At 35.5% G+C, this 25,958-nt stretch carries 27 protein-coding genes and 2 riboswitches; of the genes, 9 read left to right on the forward strand and 18 right to left on the reverse strand.

Going from position 1 to position 25,958, the window contains the following annotated elements; genetic code table 11:
- Positions 1–70 precede the first annotated feature (70 nt).
- The 3 genes from M1D73_RS21845 (at position 71) to M1D73_RS21855 (ending at position 2,636) form a co-directional block, all read left to right on the forward strand.
- Entirely contained in the window at positions 71–766 is a 696-nt protein-coding gene (locus M1D73_RS21845; RefSeq protein ID WP_000434125.1) for a helix-turn-helix transcriptional regulator, read from the forward strand.
- Between the two features lie 125 nt (positions 767–891).
- Positions 892–1,134, forward strand: coding sequence for a DUF2626 domain-containing protein (locus tag M1D73_RS21850; protein WP_000440716.1), 243 nt, complete (start codon positions 892–894; stop codon positions 1,132–1,134).
- 107 nt (positions 1,135–1,241) lie between these two features.
- On the forward strand, positions 1,242–2,636 hold the full coding sequence (locus M1D73_RS21855; protein ID WP_001094345.1) for an L-cystine transporter: 1,395 nt from the start codon (positions 1,242–1,244) through the stop codon (positions 2,634–2,636).
- A 78-nt stretch (positions 2,637–2,714) separates the two neighbouring features.
- Here the strand turns inward: M1D73_RS21855 and M1D73_RS21860 are convergent, their stop codons facing one another.
- Both M1D73_RS21860 and M1D73_RS21865 read right to left on the reverse strand, forming a co-directional pair.
- A complete protein-coding gene (locus M1D73_RS21860) occupies positions 2,715–3,107 on the reverse strand; it encodes a hypothetical protein (RefSeq protein ID WP_000875395.1) in 393 nt (130 codons plus the stop codon).
- 87 nt (positions 3,108–3,194) lie between these two features.
- Positions 3,195–3,410 (reverse strand): DUF3912 family protein, encoded by a 216-nt coding sequence (locus M1D73_RS21865; RefSeq protein ID WP_001008327.1) that lies wholly within the window; start codon positions 3,408–3,410, stop codon positions 3,195–3,197.
- Positions 3,411–3,662: 252 nt separating this feature from the next.
- On the opposite strand from M1D73_RS21865, the gene M1D73_RS21870 reads away from it, so the two are divergent.
- Entirely contained in the window at positions 3,663–3,974 is a 312-nt protein-coding gene (locus M1D73_RS21870; RefSeq protein ID WP_001093239.1) for a hypothetical protein, read from the forward strand.
- Positions 3,975–4,008: 34 nt separating this feature from the next.
- On the opposite strand, the gene M1D73_RS21875 is transcribed toward M1D73_RS21870, so the two are convergent.
- The 6 genes from M1D73_RS21875 to M1D73_RS21900 form a co-directional block, all read right to left on the reverse strand.
- Positions 4,009–4,497, reverse strand: coding sequence for a hypothetical protein (locus M1D73_RS21875; protein ID WP_000764267.1), 489 nt, complete (start codon positions 4,495–4,497; stop codon positions 4,009–4,011).
- A gap of 79 nt (positions 4,498–4,576) precedes the next feature.
- Positions 4,577–4,951 carry a nucleoside 2-deoxyribosyltransferase gene (locus tag M1D73_RS21880; RefSeq protein WP_001012342.1) on the reverse strand — a complete coding sequence of 125 codons (375 nt, stop codon included), beginning with the start codon at positions 4,949–4,951 and terminating at the stop codon, positions 4,577–4,579.
- Between the two features lie 95 nt (positions 4,952–5,046).
- On the reverse strand, positions 5,047–5,307 hold the full coding sequence (locus M1D73_RS21885; RefSeq protein WP_001250699.1) for a DUF3966 domain-containing protein: 261 nt from the start codon (positions 5,305–5,307) through the stop codon (positions 5,047–5,049).
- Positions 5,308–5,501: 194 nt separating this feature from the next.
- The gene (murG, locus tag M1D73_RS21890) at positions 5,502–6,560 is read right to left on the reverse strand and encodes an undecaprenyldiphospho-muramoylpentapeptide beta-N-acetylglucosaminyltransferase (RefSeq protein WP_000724776.1); all 1,059 of its coding nucleotides are present in this window, start codon (positions 6,558–6,560) and stop codon (positions 5,502–5,504) included.
- Between the two features lie 18 nt (positions 6,561–6,578).
- The gene (metH, locus tag M1D73_RS21895; protein ID WP_000649674.1) at positions 6,579–9,977 is read right to left on the reverse strand and encodes a methionine synthase; all 3,399 of its coding nucleotides are present in this window, start codon (positions 9,975–9,977) and stop codon (positions 6,579–6,581) included.
- Positions 9,977–11,809 (reverse strand): bifunctional homocysteine S-methyltransferase/methylenetetrahydrofolate reductase, encoded by a 1,833-nt coding sequence (locus tag M1D73_RS21900; protein ID WP_000770352.1) that lies wholly within the window; start codon positions 11,807–11,809, stop codon positions 9,977–9,979. The genes metH and M1D73_RS21900 overlap by 1 nt, the downstream gene beginning before the upstream one ends.
- Positions 11,810–11,879: 70 nt before the next feature.
- Positions 11,880–11,989, reverse strand: a riboswitch (SAM riboswitch).
- A gap of 203 nt (positions 11,990–12,192) precedes the next feature.
- Positions 12,193–12,303: riboswitch (SAM riboswitch) on the forward strand.
- 94 nt (positions 12,304–12,397) lie between these two features.
- On the opposite strand from M1D73_RS21900, the gene metI reads away from it, so the two are divergent.
- From metI to M1D73_RS21920, 4 genes are all read left to right on the forward strand, one after another.
- Positions 12,398–13,510, forward strand: coding sequence for a cystathionine gamma-synthase/O-acetylhomoserine thiolyase (metI, locus tag M1D73_RS21905; protein ID WP_000103897.1), 1,113 nt, complete (start codon positions 12,398–12,400; stop codon positions 13,508–13,510).
- Positions 13,507–14,670 (forward strand): cystathionine beta-lyase, encoded by a 1,164-nt coding sequence (metC, locus tag M1D73_RS21910; protein ID WP_000122299.1) that lies wholly within the window; start codon positions 13,507–13,509, stop codon positions 14,668–14,670. Before metI ends, metC begins: the two co-directional genes overlap by 4 nt.
- Positions 14,671–14,837: 167 nt before the next feature.
- Positions 14,838–15,350: a cysteine hydrolase family protein gene (locus M1D73_RS21915; RefSeq protein ID WP_000379156.1), complete on the forward strand. Its 513-nt coding sequence runs from the start codon at positions 14,838–14,840 to the stop codon at positions 15,348–15,350.
- Positions 15,351–15,783: 433 nt separating this feature from the next.
- Complete coding sequence (locus M1D73_RS21920) at positions 15,784–16,074, forward strand: ArsR/SmtB family transcription factor (protein ID WP_000894377.1); 291 nt, start codon at positions 15,784–15,786, stop codon at positions 16,072–16,074.
- A 142-nt stretch (positions 16,075–16,216) separates the two neighbouring features.
- Here M1D73_RS21920 and M1D73_RS21925 read toward each other — a convergent pair whose 3' ends face one another.
- Both M1D73_RS21925 and M1D73_RS21930 read right to left on the reverse strand, forming a co-directional pair.
- Positions 16,217–17,329, reverse strand: a complete 1,113-nt coding sequence (locus M1D73_RS21925; protein WP_000525154.1) for a class I SAM-dependent methyltransferase — start codon at positions 17,327–17,329, stop codon at positions 16,217–16,219.
- 9 nt (positions 17,330–17,338) lie between these two features.
- Entirely contained in the window at positions 17,339–17,968 is a 630-nt protein-coding gene (locus M1D73_RS21930) for an MBL fold metallo-hydrolase (RefSeq protein ID WP_000871231.1), read from the reverse strand.
- A gap of 172 nt (positions 17,969–18,140) precedes the next feature.
- Between M1D73_RS21930 and M1D73_RS21935 the strand changes: the two genes are divergently transcribed.
- Complete coding sequence (locus M1D73_RS21935) at positions 18,141–18,314, forward strand: DUF2759 domain-containing protein (protein ID WP_000524852.1); 174 nt, start codon at positions 18,141–18,143, stop codon at positions 18,312–18,314.
- Positions 18,315–18,394: 80 nt separating this feature from the next.
- Here the strand turns inward: M1D73_RS21935 and glcK are convergent, their stop codons facing one another.
- The 8 genes from glcK to pstA all read right to left on the reverse strand — a co-directional run bounded on the left by glcK (position 18,395) and on the right by pstA (position 25,957).
- Positions 18,395–19,378, reverse strand: a complete 984-nt coding sequence (gene glcK, locus M1D73_RS21940; protein ID WP_000391704.1) for a glucokinase — start codon at positions 19,376–19,378, stop codon at positions 18,395–18,397.
- Positions 19,379–19,397: 19 nt separating this feature from the next.
- Positions 19,398–19,598 carry a YqgQ family protein gene (locus tag M1D73_RS21945; RefSeq protein WP_000253699.1) on the reverse strand — a complete coding sequence of 67 codons (201 nt, stop codon included), beginning with the start codon at positions 19,596–19,598 and terminating at the stop codon, positions 19,398–19,400.
- Between the two features lie 103 nt (positions 19,599–19,701).
- Positions 19,702–20,280 carry a 5-formyltetrahydrofolate cyclo-ligase gene (locus M1D73_RS21950; protein ID WP_000642750.1) on the reverse strand — a complete coding sequence of 193 codons (579 nt, stop codon included), beginning with the start codon at positions 20,278–20,280 and terminating at the stop codon, positions 19,702–19,704.
- A 104-nt stretch (positions 20,281–20,384) separates the two neighbouring features.
- Positions 20,385–20,534: a 50S ribosomal protein L33 gene (gene rpmG / locus M1D73_RS21955; RefSeq protein WP_001265616.1), complete on the reverse strand. Its 150-nt coding sequence runs from the start codon at positions 20,532–20,534 to the stop codon at positions 20,385–20,387.
- Positions 20,535–20,603: 69 nt separating this feature from the next.
- Positions 20,604–22,958, reverse strand: a complete 2,355-nt coding sequence (locus tag M1D73_RS21960; RefSeq protein ID WP_121868073.1) for a sugar phosphate nucleotidyltransferase — start codon at positions 22,956–22,958, stop codon at positions 20,604–20,606.
- A 340-nt stretch (positions 22,959–23,298) separates the two neighbouring features.
- Positions 23,299–23,955, reverse strand: coding sequence for a phosphate signaling complex protein PhoU (gene phoU / locus M1D73_RS21965; RefSeq protein ID WP_000251240.1), 657 nt, complete (start codon positions 23,953–23,955; stop codon positions 23,299–23,301).
- Positions 23,956–24,246: 291 nt separating this feature from the next.
- Positions 24,247–25,062 (reverse strand): phosphate ABC transporter ATP-binding protein, encoded by an 816-nt coding sequence (pstB, locus tag M1D73_RS21970; RefSeq protein ID WP_000226686.1) that lies wholly within the window; start codon positions 25,060–25,062, stop codon positions 24,247–24,249.
- A gap of 28 nt (positions 25,063–25,090) precedes the next feature.
- The gene (gene pstA / locus M1D73_RS21975; RefSeq protein ID WP_001242557.1) at positions 25,091–25,957 is read right to left on the reverse strand and encodes a phosphate ABC transporter permease PstA; all 867 of its coding nucleotides are present in this window, start codon (positions 25,955–25,957) and stop codon (positions 25,091–25,093) included.
- Position 25,958 lies beyond the last annotated feature (1 nt).

Consider the following 25,958-nt stretch of genomic DNA (forward strand, 5'->3'; position numbering starts at 1 on the left):
TACCTATACTCATGTTTATCTGTATTATAATGTTATTATCTTGGATAAAGTGATAAAGGTGGAGATCCTCATGGAACAAGCTTTAAAAATTACAGGTGTATTATCTGACCCAACTCGTTATTACATTTATAAATATATTTCGCAAAAACATAGTTACGTAACGGTACAAGAAATTGCAGATGAGTTTGACATTCATCCAAACGTAGCGCGTTTACATTTATCTAAATTAGAAGATGTTCATATGCTAAAATCGGAAACGAAGAAAACTGGAAAAGGCGGACGACCGAGCAGATTGTATGTCTTATCTGAAGATGTTATCCAATTACAATTTCCATTCCGTGATTATCAATTGTTAGCAAGAATCGCATTTAATTCTTTACTTAGTCTTGGTGCTGCTGGTGAGAAAGCGCTATACGAAACAGGAAAACAATTCGGAGCTGAATTAATGCAACAACATATGCAACGTTTAAATGTGAGTGAAGATGCTTTAACAGTGGAACAAAAAGTTCAAATTGCAAAAGAAGCTTTCTCAACAGCTGGCTTATCACCTGCATTTGAATTAAGTGCAGATGGAACAAAAATTTTCTATGATGTACACAATTGTCCATTTAAAGAAGTTGCTGTTCATCATCCAACTGAAATTTGTAACATGCACGGAGATATGATGAAAGGGATTTTTGAAATCCTATTCCCTAACATGGAATTAACTCGAAATGATAGTCTATTAGATGGATGTAAATCTTGTAATTATAAACTAACAATTTAATTTTTCATATAAAAAGAAGCCAATAATAATTGGCTTCTTTTTATATGAACGAATATTTACAATAGTAAGAAAAATAAACTATAATGAGGTGAGGTTTACTTTTTTTAGAAAAGGAGGGAGATGGCATGGAGCGCATGTTTCGCGTTCTCGGCTTTTGGACTGGAATTTTCTCGGTTATGTTTTACGTAGGGGATATGCAACCGGCCGCACTACTATTTTTAGGACAAACAGGTTTCTTCGTACTTTTAAGCTATTTAAAATTAACAGAGCGTATGTATATATACGTATTTGGGGCATATTTAACTGTTTTCTTCATAGGATTTACATACTACACGACATTCTTACTTGTGCCTGGGGCTGGACATTAAAAGATGGCATTTTGCCATCTTTTTTTTAATTCCGGAATTTCCTAGTTGACTTATAGGTTTTATTACCTTATATTCTATATAACAGATTGGAATTAGGGGGAATCAACATGAATACACTGCTTGTCGGAATTAACGTTGCAGTCATGCTCATCTTAGTTGGCGTATTATATTATATGCAACGTAAGCATGTATCTTTTAATAAACGTGTATTTACCGCTTTAGGAGTCGGAATTTTATTCGGTCTTATATTACAATTTATTTATGAGCCAACTTCTAAAGTAATTATTGAATCAAATACTTGGTTTGGCTTAATCGGTAACGGTTATGTAAAATTACTTCAAATGATCGTTATGCCACTTATTTTAGTATCTATTATTTCAGCATTTACAAAATTACAGTTAACGAAAAACCTTGGTAAAATTAGTGGCCTTATTATCGGTATTTTAATTCTTACTACAGGAATCGCTGCAGCTGTCGGTATCGCTGCAAGTGCAGGATTTGATGTATCTGCAACCGGCCTACAACAAGGTGATGCAGAATCTGCTCGACTGAAACTAGTTGAAGAAAGATTTACTTCTATTGAAAAGACAACAATTCCAGATAAATTATTAGAGCTATTACCTACAAATCCGTTTCTTGATTTAACAGGCGCTCGTCCAACATCAACAATTTCTGTCGTAATATTTGCAGCCTTTATCGGCATTGCCTTTATAGGTGTAAAACGAAAATATCCAGAACAAGCAGAGCTATTTAAGAAGATGCTTGATGCTGTATATGCAATCGTAATGCGTATGGTAACATTAATTTTACGCCTTACTCCATACGGCGTATTAGCTCTTATGGCAAAAACAGTTGCTGGTAGCGACATAAATGCTATTTTAAAACTTGGCAACTTCGTGTTAGCGTCTTACGTAGCACTTATCGTAATGTTCGTTATCCACTTATTATTAATTGCGCTATCTGGTTTAAATCCAATTCAATATTTAAAAAAGGTGTTCCCTGTATTAACATTTGCATTCACATCTCGCTCTAGTGCTGGTGCGATGCCATTAAATATTGAAGCGCAAAAAGAAAAGCTTGGTATTTCCGAAGGAATTGCAAACTTCGCAGCTTCATTTGGGGTATCTATCGGACAAAACGGTTGCGCAGGTATTTATCCAGCAATGCTTGCAATGATGGTCGCTCCAACTGTAGGAATTGATCCATTACAACCACAATTTATTTTAACTTTAATCGCTGTTGTTGCTATTAGCTCATTCGGTGTTGCCGGAGTTGGTGGCGGCGCAACATTCGCAGCTTTAATCGTACTATCTACAATGAACTTACCAATCGGTATTGTTGCTCTAGTTATCTCGGTTGAGCCATTAATCGATATGGGGCGTACAGCTCTTAACGTAAGTGGCTCTATGACAGCAGGTCTTATTTCAAGTAAATGGCTTGGTGAATTAGATCAAGATACGTACAATCAAGATGATACAAAAACTGGTGAAATTGCTTCATAATGAAAAAAGACGCTAACATACAATTGTTAGCGTCTTTTTTATTCCGTCCCCTCTTTATAGATTTTATCTTGAGAATTATCACTCTAAGTATTCTTCTAGTTGCTCTTTTAACTCTTCCCCAATCTCATAACAAGATTCATCAGCGAGTTCCCCTACTTTCTTACTCCCCAAAATGTTTGATTGAATTGGCATTCCTAAAAAGATTCTTTCACATTTCCAAATTGGAATATTATGAAATCCAATCAGCTCTTTTTCTTCATCTAATATAGCTATAGCAACTGATGAATAATAACCCACCTCAAAGGGATTCTCTTTTTCTCTTGCAAATCCCATATCTAATTCCATGTGTTTTTCTATGTATAAATGTGAATACTCTTTATGCAGTTTAAGTGATATTCGCTCTATTTCCTTCTCCATACATTGAATGTTCTCTTTTAACTCCAACGTAAACTCCTGTTCTTTATATTTCATTTTCGCCTCCTTAAACATAGAAAAAGAGAATACAATAACATATCCTCTTTCCTCAAATATATTTCATTATCTCACAGCCCGTCCTTTTCACAAATAACCATTTTGTTCGCACCATTTATGAAATTGTCCTACGTCTACTCCAACTAACACGATATCCTTTAGCTCTACATCAATGACTTGTTCTCCAATTACAATAGCAAACTGCGATGCTAATTTTGTCTCATTTTTCTTTACAATTCCAATTCGGTTCCGATGCGGTCCATCTTTTATATATGCTTTTTGTCCTACAATATCAAAGTTCAAAATTCTCACCTCTTTTACTGCGCTCAAATTGGAAATACGATCTCCACCTCGGAAAATTTCCTTTCATTGCACTATTTCTCTATATATATGACGAAACAATAAAAGAGTCCTTCCTTCTTTACAATTATTTTTTCTTTGTTTCATTTTTGTGATTGAAACGTAAAGTTTATAATAAAATACACTTGGAAGCGCTTTCTATGTAATTTTTTATGTTATAATATATAAGTAGAACTTCGTAAAGAGGGTTAAAAAATGAATACAAAAATGATTAAAAAAGTAATTGAAGCATTAAAAGTATATGGCTTTCAGGATGTATCATTCTGTGACAAAACGAGGCAATTTTTATTTCATAACGAAACCGATATTATGAGCGGCTATGCAGAAATAACATATAGTAGTCAATTTGAAAAATTCAACGTACAAATTCATCCAATTGAAACACATCACCAAGCAGAGTTACAAGAGATTGAAAGACATATACAAGCTTGTATAAGAAAAGTGGAATATTTAAACGCACTTCTTACCGGGCAGACAAAACTAGATGATAAAATTATTATTATGTAAAAAAAGAACGTGATCCAATCACGTTCTTTTTTCATTATACGTTCATCTTTTCCTTTAGTTGTAATCCTGTAACAGATTCTAATACATCCATCGATTCTCCAAATGTCATATCAAAAATTGTCTTGTCCTCTATGTATGGAAACTGTCTGAAACGCTTTTCTAACACCTTCACAGCATCTGATGTAAAGTTTGCACTATCAATGCCAAATTCTGTTTCAAGAAGAACGATCCAATCTAACACATGAAAACCTAATCCATTGACGAATGAAATCAATTTTTCTTCTGGGTTTGAAGATAAGAATACTTGGCGTTCCATCTCACTAAAAAGTTCTTCTCCTAAGATTTCAGCTAACTCATCATCATGTTCACGTTCAACAAGTTCTTCGTAGCCGTAATCATCCACAAGCTCTTCTACTTCTTCACTATCCTGACAAAGCAATTGACTAAGAAGTGCCTCTTTCTTAAATTCACTATTTTGTACGACTTCTAAAAAGCTCGTTTCCCATCCATTTTCTAATTTCATATTATGTACTCCTTTATATACGTTTCTTATCATCACTGTACCCAAAAGATCACTTTTATAACCTTTTAGGTAGTTACTATTATTTCATATGATTCATAACATAAGATGCAAACTCAGCTACATCTCCTTCAAAAATATTTATTTCTGGCAAGTGATAGAACGTTGTTTGGAGCGGGCTTCCTGCATGATATACATATATCGTTTTCTCTAGTGCAATCGCCATTCCAAACTCTGTATGGCTCCCATTTCCGCCATCTAATATAAGTAAAAATACATCCGCTTCTTTTACAGCATTTTGTTCTGCCTGACCAATTTCTCTTAATTGTTCTTCATTTGCTGCTTTTTCGTTTTTGGTCCAATCATATGTATGGTGCCATCCTGCATGTTTCAGTTCATTTGCTACGGAACGTACAAGATGTTTATTTTGGAAACCTGAGGCGATATAAAAATTCATTTATATACACTCCTTCATTATGTATAGGGAAACTCCTTTTTAGCGTTATTTGTTATAGCTACAATAAAGAACAACTTCAAAAAAAATCCCCATCTTTAAAACTTATTTGCGTTTAAATGATGGGATGCTTCATGGTCTTCTTTTATTTTTTGTTTTTTATAACTTTCATCAGCTAACATTTCTAGTTCAGCTGTTATCTCCGACTTTTCAAGCTCTCTTTCTTGCGAAAATTTCCTTGAAATATAAACAATAACACTACCAACGTACAACACAAAGCATATAATAAGTGCAGTATTTTCATAGAGACTTAGCTCCAACACAGTCACTCCTAATCCATTCGTATTTTCACGCCTCATTAATTGGAATTTCCCTATTAACCCATTTGTTATCCCGCTATTTGAGGGCAGTAAGACTCCCTCCTCAAAATTCAGTAACAGTAAAGAAGTTAGATGTGGGATGCACCCAACTGATTAAAGTTTCACTTTATTGTAACATAAAAATATCAATTCTTGGAATCTTTCACCCTACTAAAAGAGGCATGATTATTTCATCATGCCTCTGAAATATTTTGAATGATTGTTTTAATTGCTTCTTTTCCATTATATTTTTTTAGTGCTGTTTTATACTTCTCATTATTTTGATTTAATTCTTCGACATACTTTATAAGAGATTTTACATTTACATCTTCTTCATATAATACGGAGGCATATCCTTGTCTTTCAAAGGACTCTGCATTTAATATTTGATCTCCACGGCTTGCAAATTTCGATAATGGAATTAAAACCATCGGCTTTTGTAATGTTAAAAATTCAAAAATTGCGTTGGAGCCCGCGCGTGAAATAACAAAATCTGTTACCGCTAATATATCTGGCAGCTCTCCATGTACATATTCAAATTGTCTATATCCTTCTTTATTTTGTAAACTTTCATCAAGGTTACCTTTTCCGCAAAGGTGAACAATTTGATACTTTTTAAGAAGTTCTGGTAATGCTTCTCGAGCCGTATCATTAATTTTTTTCGCGCCCAAGCTGCCTCCCATAATCGTAATAACTGGCTTTTTACGTGAAAAACCTAAAAACGCTAAACCTTTTTCACGATTTCCCTTCAGCACTTCTTCACGTACAGGAGACCCCGTATATATTACTTTTTCTTTCGGTAAATGTTTCGCTGCTTCTTCAAATGTAACAAATATTTTCGAAGCAAAACGAAGCGCAATTTTATTTGCTAGTCCTGGCGTCATATCAGATTCATGTAATAAAACTGGTACTCTATTTAGCCATCCGCCAATTACGACTGGTACAGATACGAAACCGCCTTTTGAAAAAATCACATCTGGTTTTAGTTTTCGAATTCTTACATACGCATCCATAACACCCTTCATTACAAGAAAAGGATCTTTTATATTTTTTAAATCAAAATAACGACGTAGCTTTCCACTCGAAATACTATAGTAGGGAATGCCTTCCTTTTCTATAATCGTTTTCTCAATACCTTGGTGAGAACCAATATAAGAGATATCCCAGTTGTCTTCCTGTAAATATGGGATAATGGCTAAATTAGGTGTTACATGTCCTGCCGAACCGCCACCTGTAAAGACTATTTTCTTCATACGTCTCCCCCTTCTAGACTATAATACACTAAAATATCTTGCCTCAGGGTGAGAAAATACCATAGCCGTTACGGACGCTTCTGGCTCCATCATGAATCCTTCTGTTAATGAAATACCTATTTCCTCTGGATGAATTAAGCGAAATAGCTTTTCTTGATCTGCAAGTTCTGGACACGCCGGATAACCAAATGACACTCGTATTCCTCTATATTTCGTACGGAAACGTTCTTCCATCGTCAGTTCAGGTGAGTCCGGAATGCCCCAGCGGTCACGAATGAGCATATGTGTTTTTTCAGCAAGTCCTTCCGCTAATTCAAGCGCTAACGATTGAATGGCATGACTACGTAGGTAATCACCTTTCGCCTTCCACTCTTCAGCAATATCCCGAACTCCTTCCCCAACCGTAACAGATAAGAAAGCAACATAGTCCATCTCATCTCCTATTGGGCGCAAATAATCACCTAAAGTACGATAGGGAGCCTTTCCTTGTCTAGGGAATGTGAAACGCTCTATAACACGCGTATGATCTTCTGGATCATATATTACAATGTTTTGTCCGTCGCTTTGCGCTGGGAAAAATTGATACACTGCTTTCGGCTTTAACCAAGATTGTCCTTCCTGCAATAATTCATCTATTAAATCATTTAATTCATGTGCTCTCTTATCTCCCTCTTTCAAAAGCTTCTTCACATTTCCTTTTAATCCAAGGTGATGCCCAAGTAGCATTTGTCTATTCAGAAATGGTGCGAGATGAAGGGCGGGAACATCTCGTAATACAATTCGTTTTGTTGAATCAGGCACCATAACCTCTGATTTTGGTAATGGCTCAATTACTGCTGGAATTTCTACTTTCTTCTCCTCTTTTTTTACGATATGAAGATGACGTTCTTTTTTATCCTGCTTCATCTTCTCACGCTCTTCTTCTTTTTGAAGCTTATTAATAATATCGAGCCCCGTCATCGCATCACTCGCATAACAAACGAGTCCTTTATATGATGGTGAAATCCGATTATCTGTAAACTTTCTCGTTAACGCTGCACCACCTACAACAATGGGCACATCAATATTTGCCGCTTTTAAATCTTCAGCAGTCGTTACCATTTGTTGAGCTGATTTTACTAATAAACCTGAAAGGCCTATAATGTCCGGCTTCTTTTCTTGTACTTCTTGAACAATTCGATCCGAACGTACATTAATTCCTAAATTAATAATCTCATATCCGTTATTCGCTAAAATAATTTCAACGAGATTTTTCCCAATATCATGCACGTCACCTTTTACAGTTGCTAACAATACTTTCCCTTTTTTCGCACTATCACTAGATTCCATATGTGGCTCTAAATAGCTTACAGCGGCTTTCATACTTTCGGCACTTTGCAATACTTCAGCAACAATAAGTTCATTATTATTAAATAGTCGTCCTACCTCGTCCATCCCTGTCATAAGCGGACCGTTAATAATATCAAGAGGTTTTCTTCCTTCTTCAAGTGCAAGACTTAAATCCTCGTGTAATCCTTGTTTCGTACCTTCTACAATATAATTTGCTAGTCTTTCATCAAGCGTTAACGTTTCTTGCACAACGACATCTTTCTTTTTAGCAACTCGGTAAAAGTTTGTAAATTCTTCTAACGTCTCTTTCGTCGTTTCAAACAGTAATGCATCTGCAAGGCGTTTTTCTTCCTCTGGAATCGACGCATAGCGTTCTAATTTTTCCGTATTCACAATCGCGTAATCTAATCCTGCTTTCGTAGCATGATATAAAAAGACTGAATTTAATACTTCACGTCCAGCCGGTGGTAAACCAAATGATATGTTACTTACACCTAAAATCGTTAAACACTCTGGTAACGCTTCTTTAATAAGGCGAATTCCTTCTATAGTCGCTGCCGCTGAGCCAATATATTCTTCATCACCTGTCCCTACTGGAAACACAAGTGCATCAAAAATAATATCTGACGGGCGTATCCCATACTTCTTTGTAAGTAATTCATAGCTTCTTTTCGCAATTTCTATCTTTCGTTCCGCACTAACCGCCATACCGTCTTCATCAATTGTTCCTACAACTATAGCGGCACCATACTTTTGAAGAAGCGGTGTCACTTTTTTAAATCGTTCTTCTCCATCTTCTAAATTAATTGAATTAATAACAGCTTTTCCTTGAATATAAGTAAGAGCTCGCTCCATCACATTTTCATCTGTTGAATCAATCATAATCGGTACTTTTAAAACTTTCGTAACTTCTGCTAAGAAGTTTTCCATATCTTCTATTTCATCGCGATCAGGATCTGCCATACAAATGTCAATAATATGAGCATTTTTCTTCACTTGCGCTCTTGCCACTTCAGCAGCCTCTTCAAATTTCCCTTCTGCTACTAAGCGTTTAAATTTACGTGACCCAATAACATTCGTTCTTTCACCTACAAATAACGGTCTCATAGACTCATCATATTGCAGTGCTTCTAATCCACTAATTCCATGTCCTTCTCTCTCATGATGGTCACGAGGCCTAAGAGATGCTAGCGCGGATTTCATTGCTTTTATATGTTCTGGTGTCGTGCCACAACAACCACCAATAATATTAACCCATCCTTCTTCAGCAAATCGCTTCACCTTTTCAGCAAGAGAAGATGGAGATTCATGGTAATGTCCATCTTCATCAGGAAGACCTGCATTTGGATAACAAGAAATGTAACACTCCGATAAATCAGATAGTGAACGAATATGGTCCCTCATAAACTCCGGACCAGTCGCACAGTTTAACCCAACAGATAATGGTTTCATATGTTCTACTGATAAATAAAAAGCTTCAATTGTTTGCCCAGCCAGAGTCGTTCCCATTGGCTCAATCGTTCCTGAAATCATAATAGGAACCGTTTTTTTCAGTTCTTCAAAAGCGGCTTGAATTCCAATATAAGCTGCTTTCACGTTACGCATATCTTGACTCGTCTCAACGAGTAATACATCAACTGCTCCTTTTAATAATCCTCGTGCCTGCCTTGTATAAGCCTCAATCAATTCTTCAAAAGTCACACCACCTGTAACACTAATTGCTTTCGTTGTTGGTCCCATCGCTCCCGCAACATATACTTCCTTCCCGCTTTCTTTAACAGCTTGCTTCGCCAAAAGTGCTGCCTTTTCATTTAGTTCTTCATCTAAATGAGACAGATCATAATCACTTAGTACAATATTCGTTGCCCCAAATGTATTTGTTTCAATAATATCCGCTCCAGCTTCAATATAAGCTTTATGAATCTTTAAAATAACGTCTGGTCTTGTTTCCACTAAATATTCATTACAGCCCTCGTACTCTTCTCCTCCGAAATCTTCAGCAGTTAAATCCTCTTGCTGAATCATTGTCCCCATTGCACCATCTAATATTAAAATGCTATTTTTTAATTTTTCTTCTATACACTTCATCAATTAATACCTTCTTTCACTTCTTGCTTTTCTCTTACATATTTAACAAGATGTTCTGTAATTTCATACTTTAAAAATGGTGTAATAAGATAAATACCATTAAAATATTTCATCGCTGCGTCGACCAATTCTTGTGAAATGCGGATCCCTTCCTCAATTGCTGCCTCTTTCGTTTCATGTCCATCCATTCTCTCTCTTATTTCTTCAGGAAGAGTAATACCCGGCACCTCAAAATGAAGAAAATCTGCATTCCGCTTACTTACTAACGGCATAATTCCAATAAAAATAGGTTGTTCCAAATGCTTTGTCGCTTCATACACTTCTTCAATTAACTTGATATCGTAAATTGGCTGAGTTAAAAAATACTCCGCTCCAGCATCTATTTTTCGTTCCATTCGCTTAACCGCTGCTTTTAAGTGCCTCACGTGAGGATTAAATGCGCCGCCTACAGAAAACCTTGTCGCCGGTCCAATTGATTTCCCTAAAATTGAACGTCCATCGTTCATTTCTTTAATCATTTTAATAAGCTCAATAGAGGATAAATCATATACAGAAGTGGCACCGGGAAAATCACCAACGCGCGCTGGATCACCAGTTAAAGCTAACACTTCTTCCATCCCTAACGCCGATAAACCTAACAAATGAGATTGTAGTCCAATGACGTTATGATCTCTACACGTTAAATGCGTCAATACTGGGATATCATGCTTCGTTAATAACGCACCCATCGCCATATTAGAAACACGAGGCGATGCTAATGAATTATCTGCTAGAGTAATAGCATCTGCTCCCGCTCTTTTTAACGCTCTTGCTCCTTCAAAAAAACGCTGTGTATCTAACGTTTTCGGTGGATCTAATTCCACTACAACTGTTGTTTGTTTTTTCGCTTTCTCTGCTAGAGTGACGTGAGCCTTCGAACGTTTCTCATGCGTATGAACGACTTTCGGCCTTTGAATCGTGTCTTTTTCTATTACAGGGGTAATATTCGCAACAGCGCGCTTCATACTTTGAATATGTTCTGGAGTCGTACCACAACAACCACCCAATAACCGAATACCTTGCTCAATAAATCTCGGTGTCATCGCTTCAAAATAAGCTGGACTTCCCTCATATACGTAACGTCCATCCACATAATTCGGGAGGCCTGCATTTGGGTATGCTGATAAATAGCCATTTTGAGGAATCGATATCATTTTGAAAGCTTCCGTCATATGAAGCGGCCCTAGTTGACAATTCAATCCAACAACATTTGCACCGTAATCTATAAGTTGCTTTAATATTTCATTGACATCATTTCCATTTTGAGTCGTACCTGCTTCATGTAACGCTAATTGCGCAACAATTGGAATATTCGTTTGCTTACGCAATACTTTAACGGCATGAAGTAATTCAAATTCATCGTAAAAAGTTTCTAATAGTAATCCATCAACCTGTTCTTCTAGTAAAGCCCCTGCCTGTTCAAGTAACATAAACTCTCTTTCCATATCAGTCGTTGTAACAGCTCCGATATGTTTCATACCACCAATTGTTCCTAAAATTGCATTTTTATCTGTCACAGATGCTTTCGCTAGTTTTACTGCCGCTCTATTAATTTCTGTAACTTGATTTTCTAAACCATACATACGTAATTTCGCCTCATTTGCTCCATACGTATTCGTTTGAATTACATCTGCTCCAGCAGCTACATATTGTTTATGAATCGATATAATTAAGTCTGGATCAGATACATTCAATTCTTCAAAGCTACTTTGCAAACCATGTGAATGCAATAACGTCCCAACCGCACCATCACCTATTACAATTCCTTTTGATAATAAATCTAGTAATTTCACGACTCTCCCTCATTTCTATCAATATAAAAACCCCCTCTTCACTTTGAAGAGGGGGACATAATCGTTCCTCCTCTTATTATGCAAAACATTCGTTTTGCAGGTATTAGCACCGTTTCAAACATTTCGTTTGAAGGTTGCCGGGTTTCACAGGGCCTTTCCCTCCACCGCTCTCAATAAGAGTTGTCTTTATTATTTTATTTATGTAGCTAAAAGGAAATGCGTTCCCCTTTTAACAATGTTTGTTAATTTTTTAATAAATTTAGCATGCACAAAAGTAAAAGTCAATGACACTTGCGGAAAAATAAAAATTATTTAAAATAAAGTTGCAATTCAGTTATATTTTATTGTAAAGTTAAAAACATAATAAAAATTTCATACGAACATTCTTATCTAGAGAGGTAGAGGGACTGGCCCTGTGACGCCTCAGCAACCATTAACATTTTGTTAATAAGGTGCTAATTCCAGCAAATTGTGAAAGATTTGACAGATGAGAAGAAGACTCTATTCAAACCGAAAGCCTTCTTCTTAGAAGGCTTTTTTTATTTTATATTCACTTAATGTTTCAATTTAAAAAGGAGGAATTTTCATATGTCAACAATCGAAACAAAACTAGCACAAATCGGAAATCGCAGTGAAACTACAACCGGAACGGTTAATCCACCAGTTTATTTCTCAACCGCTTATCGTCACGAAGGAATTGGTAAATCTACTGGCTTTGACTATTCACGAACTGGCAATCCAACTCGAGGTCTTTTAGAACAGGCGATCGCAGACTTAGAATATGGCGAACAAGGTTATGCCTGTAGTTCAGGGATGGCGGCTGTTCTCCTCGTCCTTTCTCTATTCCGCTCTGGAGACGAACTTATTGTATCTGAAGATTTATACGGGGGAACGTATCGATTATTTTCTGAGCATGAAAAAAAGTGGAATGTTCGATGTAGATACGTAAATACACAGTCTATTAAACAAATTGAGCAAGCTATCACAACTGAAACGAAGGCTATTTTCATAGAAACTCCAACTAATCCATTAATGCAAGTTACTGATATTGCTGCTGTCGCAACTGTAGCGAAAAGGAACGGACTACTCCTTATTGTAGACAACACTTTCTACACACCTTATATACAGCAACCATTAACAGAAGGTGCTGACATTGTACTTCATAGCGCAACGAAATATTTAGGGGGACATAACGATGTACTAAGCGGGCTTGTCGTTGCAAAAGGAAAGGAACTTTGCGAGGAAATCGCTCATTATCATAATGCATCAGGTGCAGTTTTAAGCCCATTTGACTCATGGTTATTAATTCGCGGTATGAAAACGTTAGCGCTTCGCATGAGGCAACATGAAGAAAATGCGAAAGCAGTTGTTGCGTATTTAAATGATGAAGACGGGGTGACAGATGTATTTTATCCAGGAAGAGGTGGCATGATCTCATTCCGCCTTAAAGATGAAGCTTGGATTAATCCATTCTTACAATCTTTATCCTTAATTACATTTGCCGAAAGTCTTGGTGGTGTAGAAAGTTTAATGACTTATCCAGCAACGCAAACACATGCTGATATTCCTGAAGAAATTAGAACAGCAAACGGCGTATGCAATCGTCTTCTTCGATTCTCAGTTGGCATTGAAAATAGTAACGATTTAATTCAAGACTTAAAGCAAGCAATTAAACTCGTAAAAGAAGGTGTAAGAATATGAGCTATTCTATAGATACACTCTTACTACACAACCAATATAAACACGACTCGCAAACAGGCGCTGTGAACGTTCCTATTTATAACACATCAACTTTTCACCAGTTTGATGTAGATACGTTCGGAAAATATGACTATAGCAGGTCAGGAAACCCAACTCGTGAAGCTCTTGAAGATATCATTGCTTTATTAGAAGGCGGAACAAAAGGATTCGCCTTTGCATCAGGCATTGCAGCGATTTCCACTGCATTCCTCCTTCTTTCACAAGGTGATCACGTACTCATTTCAGAAGATGTGTACGGAGGCACTTACCGAGTGATAACTGAGGTACTCTCCCGTTACGGTGTTTCACATACATTTGTTGATATGACCAATTTAGAAGAAATAAAACAAAACATTAAACCAAATACAAAGCTCTTTTATGTAGAAACACCTTCTAACCCACTTTTAAAAGTGACAGATATTCGCGAGGTTTCTAAACTCGCAAAATCTATTGGGGCTCTTACTTTTGTTGATAATACATTTTTGACACCACTATTCCAAAAACCACTTGAACTTGGAGCTGATGTCGTTCTTCATAGTGCTACAAAATTTATTGCTGGTCATAGTGATGTTACTGCCGGATTAGCAGTAGTAAAAGATTCAGAACTCGCTCAAAAGCTTGGATTTTTACAAAATGCATTCGGTGCTATTTTAGGACCTCAAGATTGTTCTCTCGTACTTCGCGGTCTAAAAACATTGCATGTACGCCTCGAACATTCAGCTAAAAATGCCAATAAAATCGCACATTATTTACAAGAGCACTCTAAAGTAAAAAATGTCTATTATCCGGGATTACAAACTCATCTCGGATTTGATATTCAACAATCTCAAGCAACATCAGCTGGAGCGGTCTTATCGTTTACTTTGCAGTCAGAAGATGCACTCCGCAAATTTTTATCAAAAGTAAAATTGCCTGTTTTTGCAGTTAGTTTAGGAGCTGTAGAGTCAATTCTTTCTTATCCAGCAAAAATGTCACATGCAGCACTGTCGCAAGAAGCTCGTGATAAAAGAGGAATATCTAATTCATTACTTCGGTTATCAGTCGGTCTTGAAAATGTTAACGATTTAATATCCGATTTTGAAAATGCCCTTTCTTATGTAGAAGAACCTGTAAATGCATAGAGAAAAAGAAGATATGAGATTAGGTTTTCATATCTTCTTTTTATGCGGTTTAGCTATATTCATTTGAATTTCTTCTTTTCTTATAGTCCATAAAAAATAAAAGTATATCATCTATTTCTAAATAATGGATTAATTGATATATTAAGAAATAAAAAGGGGTGAAAATAATGGATACTTGTGCAGATATTTTAATCGTTATCGATTTACAAAATGGCGTATGTTATAGCGAGGAGCATTTATTTGATTTACAGAACTTACTAAAAAAAGTAAATAAAAGAATTTATTCATATAGAAAATTAAATAAACCAATCCTTTTTGTTCAACATTGTGATGATGATTTAGTACCCGAGAAAGAACTTTGGGCTATTCATACCGATCTAGATGTTCAAGAACAAGATTTTTTTGTAAGAAAAACACATGCAAATTCATTTTATAAAACAAACTTAAAAGAAATTTTAGATCAATTATCTGTAAATCGCATTGAATTTTGTGGCGCCCAAACAGAGTACTGTATGGATGCAACGATTAAGTTTGCCCACGGGCTAGGATACGAAAACTTTATGGGACAGAAAACAACCTCTACGTTGAATAATCCTTTTATGTCCGCAAAAGAGACAATTGATTTTTATGAGAACATATGGAATCACAGATTTTTAACGTTGCTAAAAGATGAATTTTAGAATAAATGACTAATGACTTGATCATCCTAAGATTTATCAGCCGTAATCAAATATTTCATTATCACCATAAAGAAGCGAATGACATTCAGCTTCTTTTCTTTTAACCTGTTTTATATTCTATATATATCATTATAATTCCTTTGTCATATTATTTTAAAAATTTCGTATATTCATTTGAAAGAATAAGAAAATCATGATAAAATTGTGTTACAAATATATCTATATCTTTCAATTTTTAAAACGCATCGAAATTTTCACCCAAAAATGTCATTTTACAAAAACATGCTAATTTACCTATTTTATTTACATCCGGGTCTCTTTTCTTACAATTTCTTTACTTTAGGACTTTTTTTCTGCAACAACTATTTTCTTTTCTTTAAATTTTTGGTATGTATAGTATGGTATAATAGCTCACACGGAGGTGGAAAAGAACATGTTAGAAACCTTTCAAAAAGAATTAGAACTATATGAAAGTAATGCAGAATTATTAAAAGTGCTAGCTCATCCTGTTCGTTTATGTATCGTAAAAGGATTAATCGAGCGCGGTCCAAGCAACGTTTCTACAATGTATACTGGCTTAAACATGCCACAATCTACAATTTCACAGCATTTAGCAAAATTAAAAAGCGCTAAAATCGTTTCTAGTGAAAGAAAAGGATTGGAAATTTATTACAAAGTAGAGAATGAAACAATCATTCAACTCGTTCGTGTATTATTAGGTTAGGGACTAATAATCGCAGAAAAAGAACGTATTCTATATTTTTTATCTCATATCTTTAATATAAATATATATCATGAGAGGAAATATATAATACTACATAAGTCGTATTAAAAAACAAGACACAGTATATACTGTGTCTTGTTTTTTATATTGTTACATACTGATCCAAATGTAAATGTTGCATATCTTTTGTATGTATAACAACATCAAACGAACTCCCTACTCCTCCATTTAAAATCATAGAACGAACTGCTCGATTTTGTTTTTGCGTTTCAGAAAAAGGATTCGTATCTTGATGGCTCGTAAGCTGTTCTAATATCCCTGCAGCTAACAAGAACTCAGATTGTTTCTTATGCCATACTGCACTCATTCCTTGCATACTAAAGATCTCCTTTAGCTCGTCCCAATGAACATGAGTAGTAAGATCCATTTCACCTGGATGCGCTAGTGGGTTACGCATTAGCTTATGCTGATAATATCCTCGCAAACTTCCTTCGCGGTGTGCTGGATGCATCCATTCTTCTTTTGTGTATCCGTAATCAACTGTAATACATATACCTTTTTGAAACCATTTCGAAATTTCTTTTATATACTCCTCCATAACAATTGGTACTTCAAAACGTTGCCCTTCAGCAATATAAATATTATATTTCAATAAATAGCGACCAATTCTTTTATTTAACGGCCTACATACTTCTGAAAGGTTTCCTTCCTCTGTATATGTAATACGTACTTCATACAATATACCATTTCTTTTCTCAATTACTTCAACAGGAAATGCATCAAACAACTCATTCGAAAAAAGAATTCCCTCGAAAGAATCTCCCATTTCACTATAGGAGGTATAGTACGATACATTAGAAAATGAGCCAAGTTGCTCCTGCTGTAATTTCCTATGAAAAGGGCTCACTTCAATCATTGAATAGTTTAAATTAATAAAGGTGTTTGGAGATAATTGCTTCCATTCTTGTAAAACATCATAGGCAAACTTCCCTGTTCCCCCACCAACCTCACAAATATTCGAAGCAACTTCACCATTTTCAACAAGACGAATAAAAAGTTTAGCAAAAGTTTTTGCAAAAACAGAGGATACATTGCTACTTGTAAAAAAATCCCCTTGTCTTCCAATCTTTTCACGTTCTTTCATATAATATCCATGACCCTCCGTATACAATACAAGGTTCATATACGTACTATATGAAATTGAATAATCCTTTTCTTTCCCCATCCATTCTCTTAAAATAAGCTCCATTCCCATAATAACTCCTTATTGTAAAAACGGATTATTTTCTTTTTCAAAGCCAATGCTTGTTTCTGGACCATGTCCACATAACACCGCTGTTTCATCTGGTAATACAAATAATTTCTCTTCAATACTTCCAATTAATTCAGCAAAACTTCCACCAGGCAAATCTGTTCTTCCAATGCTCATTTGGAACAATACATCTCCTGAGAATACAGCATTCGCTTCTTTACTATAATAAGAAATACTTCCTGGAGAATGTCCTGGTGTCTCAAAAACTTCAAAATTAAATGATCCAATTGTTAATGTACCTTCTGCATCAATAATATGATCCGCTGGTTTTGCTGTAATACTGCGGTTCATCATAAAAATTTGAGAGCCGTTTACAGTTGCATCTCCTAACCAATCTGCTTCTTCTTTATGTACGTACACAGGAATATAAAAAGCGTCTCTTACGGCATCAACAGCACCGATATGATCAAAGTGAGCATGTGTTAATAAAACAGCCAATGGTTTTAATTGTTCTTCTTGTAAATATGTAACGAGCTTTTCACCTTCATGACCAGGGTCAAAGATAATGCACTCTTTTTGATCGTTCATTAAAATATAAGCATTTGTTTGTAATGGGCCTAACGGCATTTGTATCCATTTCATATAAAAATCTCCTCCAGTTATTAAAAACTTACTTTTAATGATACAACATTTCTTTCTCTGAGGAAAAGAAAGGATGCTATCTCGACAATCATTTTTAAAACATGTACAATATAAAAGAGTAAATATTCCAAAAACTCATAATAAGAAATGGGTAGACAGAGGAGGATATTGTATGGGCCTTGTTATTATTTTTACACTTGTCACTCTGTTAGCTGTATTTGCTACGCTTAGAACACTTCGTGAAAAAAACTTTTTCGCGAGCGGCTTTGCAATTGCAACTGTACTCGTTTTCGGATGGTTTACGATCATGACTGTTCTATATAACGGGTATCCACCAGCAGCTTAATTCGTTTACACTTTATTCTTCATCGAGATTTTACACAAAAAGAGGAAGGGTTCCCCCTTCCTCTTTTCATATTTCACAACTTATATCATCTTCGCTTCGTATTTGTGCTTTTTTACAAGCCAAGCTCCTCCGATAACACCTGCATCATTACCAAGTGTTGCAATAGCTAACTTCGTGCTCTTTACAGCACGTGAGAAAGCGTATTGCTCGAAATAGCGTTGAATTGGTTCTAATAGCGCATCTCCAGCTTTAGACACGCCTCCACCAATAACAATTTTCTCTGGGTTCAATGTACTAGAAAGGTTCGCTACAGCTAATCCTAAATAAGAAGCTACTTTTTCTACTACTTCACCTGCTAATTCATCACCTTGTCCAAGTGCTTCAAAGACATCTTTTGATGTAATACGTCCTTCTTCAGCTAACATAGAACGCAACACGCTCTCTTTATTAGTCTCTTGTATTTTTTGCATAGCAACACGTACAATACCTGTCGCAGATGCTACTGTTTCTAAGCAACCAGACTTCCCGCAATTACATGGGAAAGCATTTTCTGTAACGACTGTAATATGTCCAATCTCACCAGCAGCACCACTCACGCCGTGTACAATCTCACCATTGGCGATTACACCACCACCAACGCCCGTACCAAGTGTCATACAGATTAAATCTTTTGCACCTTCACCAGCACCTTTCCACATTTCACCAAGCGCTGCTAAGTTCGCATCATTATCAATAACAACAGGTAATCCTGTTTCTACTTCTAATAAATCTTTTAGCGGATAGTTTTTCCATCCTAAATTAACCGCTTCATAAATCATTCCAGACGCCACATGTACAGGACCAGGAGCTCCCATACCAATACCAATTAATTTGCTCTTCAATTCGCCTAATTCTTCTAGCTTTTTATCAATTGCTTTCGCAACATCAAGTGTAATATGTTTTCCTTGCTCACCTGTATTCGTAGGGATTTCCCACTTATGTAAAATTTCACCGTATACATTAATAAATGCTAATTTAATCGTTGTACCACCAAGGTCAACACCAACTAACCATTTCTCTTCCATGTTGCTTACCTACCTTTATCTAATTCTTATTTAGCTCTTTTTGAATTTCTTGCTTCAATAAAAATAAAGCTGTTTGATAGTCTTGTGGATCGATTAGCTGTGATTGATTTAATTCACGCAATTCATCTTGCATTAATTGTAAATCTGCAATTCGATCTCCCGTATAAATAATCGTACCAAATTTCTTTAGCAATTGCTGAATATCATAAATAGATACCATTTCATCACCCTCTATGCTCACTTACTATAAAAAATTATAATAAGAAAACGTTCACATATTTTATTATAATCAAGAAGAAAAAGTCTCGTCAATTTTTATTTGTCTATACAAGCTTATTTATAAGCAGTGTTCCTTTTTCTGTAATAATTTTTTCTATGTTTTTATCAAATGGCTCTACTGGAATGTGTTTTACCATTTGAAAATCATACGCTAATGACAGCGTTTTCCCTTTATAATGCACGAGATAACGATCATAATAGCCACCGCCGTACCCAATTCGCTCTCCTCGTTCTGTATAAGCTACGCCTGGGACAATTTGAAGATCAATTTCATCCATATTCACTTCTTCCGTAAGCCCGGGAATCGGTTCACGTAAATTCATATACACCGTTTCTAATTGATCAAAATTATTAATTTGCCGGAAGGACATCGTTCTAGTTCCTTTATTACACTTAGGAACTACAACTTTCTTTCCTTCTTCCCAAGCTTTTTCGATAATAGGATATGTATTCACTTCATTTTCCATTGAAAGAGTAATTCCAATTGTTTTAGCTTCAACCCACTCTTTTTGCGCATACAACGAAAATGCAATCTGTTCTGATAAAGTTGTATACTGTTCTTCTGATAAAGAATTCATGTGTTCTATTATTTGTTTACGTAAACGTACTTTCTCTGCTTTCACACATTCTCCCCCTTACAGTGACACTTTACTCTATGCTGATAGTGTATCACTTTTAACATAGGAATCGAATAAAAAAAGAAACAGTAGGAAAATATTCCTACTGCTTACTTTGTTTCACGGTGTAACGTAGACTTCTTGTCACGCTTGCAATACTTTTTAAGCTCGATACGCTCAGCGTTGTTACGTTTATTTTTCTTTGAGATATAGTTACGATCTCCGCATTCTGTACATGCTAGAGTAATATTCACACGCATTCTTATTTCCCTCCAGTACTAATAACTTAAATCAGACTATACTATAATACCACTTTTAAAATAAAAATTCTACACCTTTTGATATTGTCTAATTTTTTCTATAAGATTTTTCATATTTTCCCTTGCTATTACTGGGTTTCTAGCATGTGAATACACCAAAAATTTTGGTTGTTTTGTGTCAGAAACGATATAAGACCACTCTTTTTCAGTATATTTGAACTGTACTCCTTCAAATATACCTTCTCCCTTCCTTTCTATATCATCCAATAATTTCCTCATAATTTCCCCTTTTTCATTCCATGAACATACCACTTCATCATAAAGTAAATAGAGCGGAGGTGATTGCTCTACTATGCTGAGAAACGTTTTTCCTTGCAATGCTATTAGCTCGAATAATTTTCCAATCCGATATAAAATATCTCGCTTCCACCTTACTTGAAACGACTTTCTTTCATCCTGCGTATAAAATAGAAGATAACATTCTCCTAACTTCAAAGACATTGGGTAAATATTTCCTGTCGATTCGAGTAAGAAATCTGGAATATCGACCTCTTCCAAATCTGTACCTTGGTAAATATTACTATGTTTATCGTATAACTCGAAATGATTTCCTTGCTCAGAAAACATAAGAGCCATATTCGCTTTACTTGATTTCATCAAAGCTTTCACATGATCTTTTTGTTCGCTTGCATAAATCCATGTAACTGTACAACCAAGTCTTTGCAGAAAGAGCATAAGTAAATGTTGCAACGTATCATTTCTCTTATTAATAAGAAGATGAAACTTCTGCATCTGTATTTTCTCGATATCAATATGCCCCAATATAACTTCTATATACTCATTCATAGAAACATGAACCAGCTTATTTCGCCCCATCTCTTTCTCATGCACGTAATAAAACAATTCGGACATATATACTTGTTCTATCTCTTTTTGCTGCTTATACGTTAACGGCATGCCAGCTTGACCATACAACTTTATAACAATCTCATTCTCATTCTCCACTTGAATGAAAACCCCACCTGCACATTGCAAATGATGAACACTATATTGAAAAAGTGACTCGTTCATTTCTTTACATTCCATCGTATGAATCCCTATACCATGAATAGCATGTAAAAATAAATTTTTATAAGAGGTTGTTTCTATATTTTCTTGACTTCCAATTAATATACTTTCTCCTTTTTTAAAAAGAGAACCATACGCCATCGCAATCTTCACGATAAACTGGGGAGTAATTTCAACATTCCCTCTTCCTACAATGCGGCTTTTTTGTAACCACCCTGCACTCATTTCACTCTCTTGAATACCAGCCGCTCCTACTATCGAATGACTATCAATCGCCTTATAAGGCCATAGTTTTCCTTTTTGCTTAATTACCGTACTTCTTCCGATGTGACAGTGATCCGCTACAACACTTTTTTGAAACAGTGTAACATCATCTTCAACTATTGTACGCTCTCCTATTGTCGTTTCTAATAGTTCACAATACTTCCCAATGTGGGCATTTGCAAAAACAATACTTTTTTGAAGATGAGAATAATTTGAAACGATACTATTTTTCCCAATAATAGAATATGGCTCAATTACAGCTCCTGTACCAATCTTTGCTCCTTCTCCAATAAAAGAGGGGCCATGAATTTTCGTCCCTTTACCAATCGTCACCCCTTCTCCCATCCATACCATCGGTAATACTTCTGTATAAGGAATAGGTACTTGTAACTTTTTCGTTAACAAATCAAATTGTGCTTGTCGATATTGATTAAATGTGCCGATATCTAACCAATAACCTTCTGACAAATATGCGAATAACACATTTTTGTTTGCCAATAACGGAAACACATCATGACTGAAATCAAAAAATTGCCTAGGCGGTATGTAAGAAAAGACTTCTGGCTCCATAATATATATGCCTGTATTCACAACATTAGATACTACCTCATTCCAGCCCGGCTTTTCTATATATCGTGTAACCTCCTGGTCTTTATTCATTACAACCAATCCAAATGAGAGTGGATTTTCTATTTCTTTCACAAACATTGTTACCATTCTTTTCTTTTGTTCATGAAACCTAATTCCTTCTGATAATTGAAAGTCAGTTAATGCATCCCCGCTTATCACAACAAATGTTTCATCTAAAAATTGTTCTGCTTGTTTAATACTCCCTGCTGTGCCAAGCGGAGGAGAGTCTTCAAAATAATACAAGTTAACTCCCCATTTACTACCGTCACCAAAATATTGCTTAATGGTCGTACTCATATATTGAACAGTAATTGCAATTTCACGAATACCATGCTGGCGTAATAACTCAATATTATATTCTAAAACTGGTTTTTCTAATAATGGTAACATCGGCTTTGGAGTATTACATGTTAATGGTCTAAGGCGCCTTCCTTTTCCTCCAGCTAAAATAACCCCCTTCATATACTTCAGCCTCCACTTATATAATGTTCAGTAACTCCATATACCATATGTATATTCCCTATCCCACATGAACTAGCAGCATAAACTTGATTAGTTAAACACATCCTCATTTAGAAGACTATATAATTAAATTTCTAACCTATAAAAACGTACATTTCAAACAACAAGAAAGCGCTTACTATAAATTGGTAAATAATACTTATTAACGACAAACATATATACTAATTTTTCCATTACATTATGATACATCTTATCATCATAAACTAAAGGAAACAACGAGCTTTTTTTGTCATGTTTTGACTAAAAAAAGCAGGTGATTTCTCATCACCTACTTTCATTCCTACTCATTCAATAAATAATGCTTTCCTTTTACTAAATAAAAGACATTTTCAGCAATATTTGTAATATGATCTGCTACACGCTCAATATATCTCGCGACAAATGATAATTGTGTAATTTGCGTAATTGCTTCTGGTTGTTCCGGAACTGAAGATATAAACTCACGAATTGCTTTTCCATATATTTCATCAACGGAATCATCCATTTCAGCAATTTGTTTCGCAAAAGTTAAATTTTCTTGTTCATATGCTTCTAACGCTAAATGCAACATCTCATTTGCAACCGCAAACATTTCATCTAGGTTGTGCAAACTAACAGCCACTTCTTTTTCCCCAAGACGAATTGTAGCCTTTGCAATATTAACAGCATGATCTGCAATGCGCTCTAAATCTGTCGCTGTTTTAATTGAAATAAAAATCCTTCTTAAGTCACTTGCTACAGGTTGCTGCTTCGTAATGAGCATAAGCGCAAGATCGTTTATTTCCTCTTCTAAATTATCCATGCGGTAATCACCATCAATGACCTCTAACGCTTTCTCTACATCTCTTGTATGCAGACCTTCCATAGCAATCAATAAAGCCGCATTTGCTAATTCTCCAAGCTCAATCACCTTTTGCTGTAACGCTTTTAAATCACCTTGGAACTGTTCTCTTACCATTTTTCTTCCCCCTCAATATTATGTGCCATTATATAAAAGTGAAACTTTAATCAACCCTCATCAATCGGGATTTGATAGGCAGCAAGATCCCCTCCCTAACTTCTTTGCTTTCGCTAAATTTTAAGGTGGGGGTCTTACTGCCCGCAAATAGCGGGGTAAATCTCCTACATAGCCTCTTACGCTTGTAATAAAACTTAAGATAAGGAGAAGTATTACTTCTTTATTAACAGTAAGATAAAATAAGAAATGCCCTCTGTTAAGAGGGCATTTGCTCTTAGCTTTGAAACGATATCAACCAAAGCGACCTGTAATATAATCTTCTGTACGCTTATCTGAAGGAGTCGTAAATAATTTGTTTGTATCTGTATACTCCACAACTTCCCCGCTTAAGAAGAAAGCTGTTTTGTCTGAAATACGCGCTGCTTGTTGCATATTATGCGTTACGATAACAATACTAAAATCTTTCTTTAGCTCTTGAATTAATTCTTCTACTTTTAATGTTGAAATTGGGTCTAATGCCGATGTTGGCTCATCCATTAAAATAACGTCTGGCTCAATAGCTAAGCAGCGTGCGATGCATAGACGCTGTTGCTGTCCACCAGATAAACCGTATGCATTATCGTGCAAACGATCTTTTAACTCATCCCAAATCGCTGCTCCACGTAAACTTTTTTCAACAATTTCATCTAATGTCTTTTTGTCACGAATACCATGGATTTTTGGACCGTATGTTACATTCTCATAAATAGATTTTGGAAATGGATTTGGCTTTTGGAACACCATTCCTACATGCGTTCTTAATTCTTCAACTGGATATGATTTATCAAATATATTGCGTTCTCTATACTCAATTACACCTGTAGTTCGAACGATCGGTACTAACTCTACCATGCGATTTAATGTTTTTAAGTACGTTGATTTACCACAGCCACTTGGACCGATAATGGCTGTAACTTCATTCTCATGAATACTTAAATTAATATCTTTTAAAGCATGGTCTTCCCCGTACCATAAATTTAAGTTTTTCGTATCAAATACTACCTTCTTTGGCGCAGTCTCGATTTTCTCTTCGTTTTTCACCTGTACATTTACTACTGTTGCTACCATTTGAATTCCCCTTTCATCCACTTCCAACTTATTTTCGATTTCGTAACCATAAAACAAATATATTGATAAATAGCAACAAACCTAACAAAACAATCATCCCAGCTGCTGCTACATACTGAAATTCTTCTTGTGGCCTACTCATCCAATTAAAAATTTGAATTGGTAGAACTGTAAATCTATCAAACATACTAAATGGAACATAATTTGCAAACGCAAGTGCCCCAATAACTAATAGTGGTGCAGCCTCTCCAATTGCTCTTGATATCGCTAACGTACAGCCCGTTATAATCCCTGGGAAAGCATATGGCAATACAATTTGATACATCGTTTGCCACTTCGTAGCACCTAATCCGTAAGAACCCTCTAATAAAACACTTGGTACTGATCGAATTGCTTCTTGACTCGCCACAACAACTGTTGGTAAAACGAGTAGACTCATCGTCAATGCTGCTGCAACTATACTCTCTCCTAAATGAAGAGCATATACAAAAATAGTTAAACCAAGCAATCCAAATACAACGGACGGTACTCCTGCCAACGTTTGATTATTAATCTCTATTATTTTTTTAAATAGAGATTCCTTCGCATATTGCTCTAAATAAAGTGCTGTTCCAACTCCAAATATAAAAGAAACAGGTATAACAATACTCATAAATAATATTGTCCCTGACAAAGCTGCAGCAATACCAGCTTCTTTCGGATTACGTGAAGCGAAATTTGTAAAGAAATCTATTGAAAGATAACTTATACCTTTTTCAACAATTTGAAACAGTAACAAAAACAAAATTACGATTGAAAATAAAATTGCTATATAAAATAACAATTTGTAAATTCGATCTTTTAAAAAGCGTGATGCCATATTTTTTTGTATTTTTTTATGATTCAACATTCGCATA

This window comes from Bacillus sp. PK3-067 (genome assembly GCF_056738645.1).

Excerpts from the sequence above, each read along its gene's own strand:
- metH (WP_000649674.1), bottom strand. The coding sequence starts at position 9,977 with ATGAAGTGTATAGAAGAAAAATTAAAAAATAGCATTTTAATATTAGAT.
- murG (WP_000724776.1), bottom strand. The coding sequence starts at position 6,560 with ATGAAGAAAATAGTCTTTACAGGTGGCGGTTCGGCAGGACATGTAACA.
- M1D73_RS21925 (WP_000525154.1), bottom strand. The coding sequence starts at position 17,329 with ATGGGAATGGAGCTTATTTTAAGAGAATGGATGGGGAAAGAAAAGGAT.
- M1D73_RS21875 (WP_000764267.1), bottom strand. The coding sequence starts at position 4,497 with ATGAAATTAGAAAATGGATGGGAAACGAGCTTTTTAGAAGTCGTACAA.
- M1D73_RS21845 (WP_000434125.1), top strand. The coding sequence starts at position 71 with ATGGAACAAGCTTTAAAAATTACAGGTGTATTATCTGACCCAACTCGT.
- M1D73_RS21885 (WP_001250699.1), bottom strand. The coding sequence starts at position 5,307 with ATGAGGCGTGAAAATACGAATGGATTAGGAGTGACTGTGTTGGAGCTA.
- M1D73_RS21945 (WP_000253699.1), bottom strand. The coding sequence starts at position 19,598 with ATGGTATCTATTTATGATATTCAGCAATTGCTAAAGAAATTTGGTACG.
- M1D73_RS21860 (WP_000875395.1), bottom strand. The coding sequence starts at position 3,107 with ATGAAATATAAAGAACAGGAGTTTACGTTGGAGTTAAAAGAGAACATT.
- glcK (WP_000391704.1), bottom strand. The coding sequence starts at position 19,378 with ATGGAAGAGAAATGGTTAGTTGGTGTTGACCTTGGTGGTACAACGATT.
- phoU (WP_000251240.1), bottom strand. The coding sequence starts at position 23,955 with ATGGTAAGAGAACAGTTCCAAGGTGATTTAAAAGCGTTACAGCAAAAG.
- M1D73_RS21930 (WP_000871231.1), bottom strand. The coding sequence starts at position 17,968 with ATGAAATGGATACAAATGCCGTTAGGCCCATTACAAACAAATGCTTAT.
- M1D73_RS21935 (WP_000524852.1), top strand. The coding sequence starts at position 18,141 with ATGGGCCTTGTTATTATTTTTACACTTGTCACTCTGTTAGCTGTATTT.
- metI (WP_000103897.1), top strand. The coding sequence starts at position 12,398 with ATGTCAACAATCGAAACAAAACTAGCACAAATCGGAAATCGCAGTGAA.
- M1D73_RS21920 (WP_000894377.1), top strand. The coding sequence starts at position 15,784 with ATGTTAGAAACCTTTCAAAAAGAATTAGAACTATATGAAAGTAATGCA.
- M1D73_RS21915 (WP_000379156.1), top strand. The coding sequence starts at position 14,838 with ATGGATACTTGTGCAGATATTTTAATCGTTATCGATTTACAAAATGGC.
- M1D73_RS21855 (WP_001094345.1), top strand. The coding sequence starts at position 1,242 with ATGAATACACTGCTTGTCGGAATTAACGTTGCAGTCATGCTCATCTTA.
- M1D73_RS21960 (WP_121868073.1), bottom strand. The coding sequence starts at position 22,958 with ATGAAGGGGGTTATTTTAGCTGGAGGAAAAGGAAGGCGCCTTAGACCA.
- M1D73_RS21850 (WP_000440716.1), top strand. The coding sequence starts at position 892 with ATGGAGCGCATGTTTCGCGTTCTCGGCTTTTGGACTGGAATTTTCTCG.
- pstB (WP_000226686.1), bottom strand. The coding sequence starts at position 25,062 with ATGGTAGCAACAGTAGTAAATGTACAGGTGAAAAACGAAGAGAAAATC.
- metC (WP_000122299.1), top strand. The coding sequence starts at position 13,507 with ATGAGCTATTCTATAGATACACTCTTACTACACAACCAATATAAACAC.
- rpmG (WP_001265616.1), bottom strand. The coding sequence starts at position 20,534 with ATGCGTGTGAATATTACTCTAGCATGTACAGAATGCGGAGATCGTAAC.
- M1D73_RS21870 (WP_001093239.1), top strand. The coding sequence starts at position 3,663 with ATGAATACAAAAATGATTAAAAAAGTAATTGAAGCATTAAAAGTATAT.
- M1D73_RS21880 (WP_001012342.1), bottom strand. The coding sequence starts at position 4,951 with ATGAATTTTTATATCGCCTCAGGTTTCCAAAATAAACATCTTGTACGT.
- pstA (WP_001242557.1), bottom strand. The coding sequence starts at position 25,957 with ATGCGAATGTTGAATCATAAAAAAATACAAAAAAATATGGCATCACGC.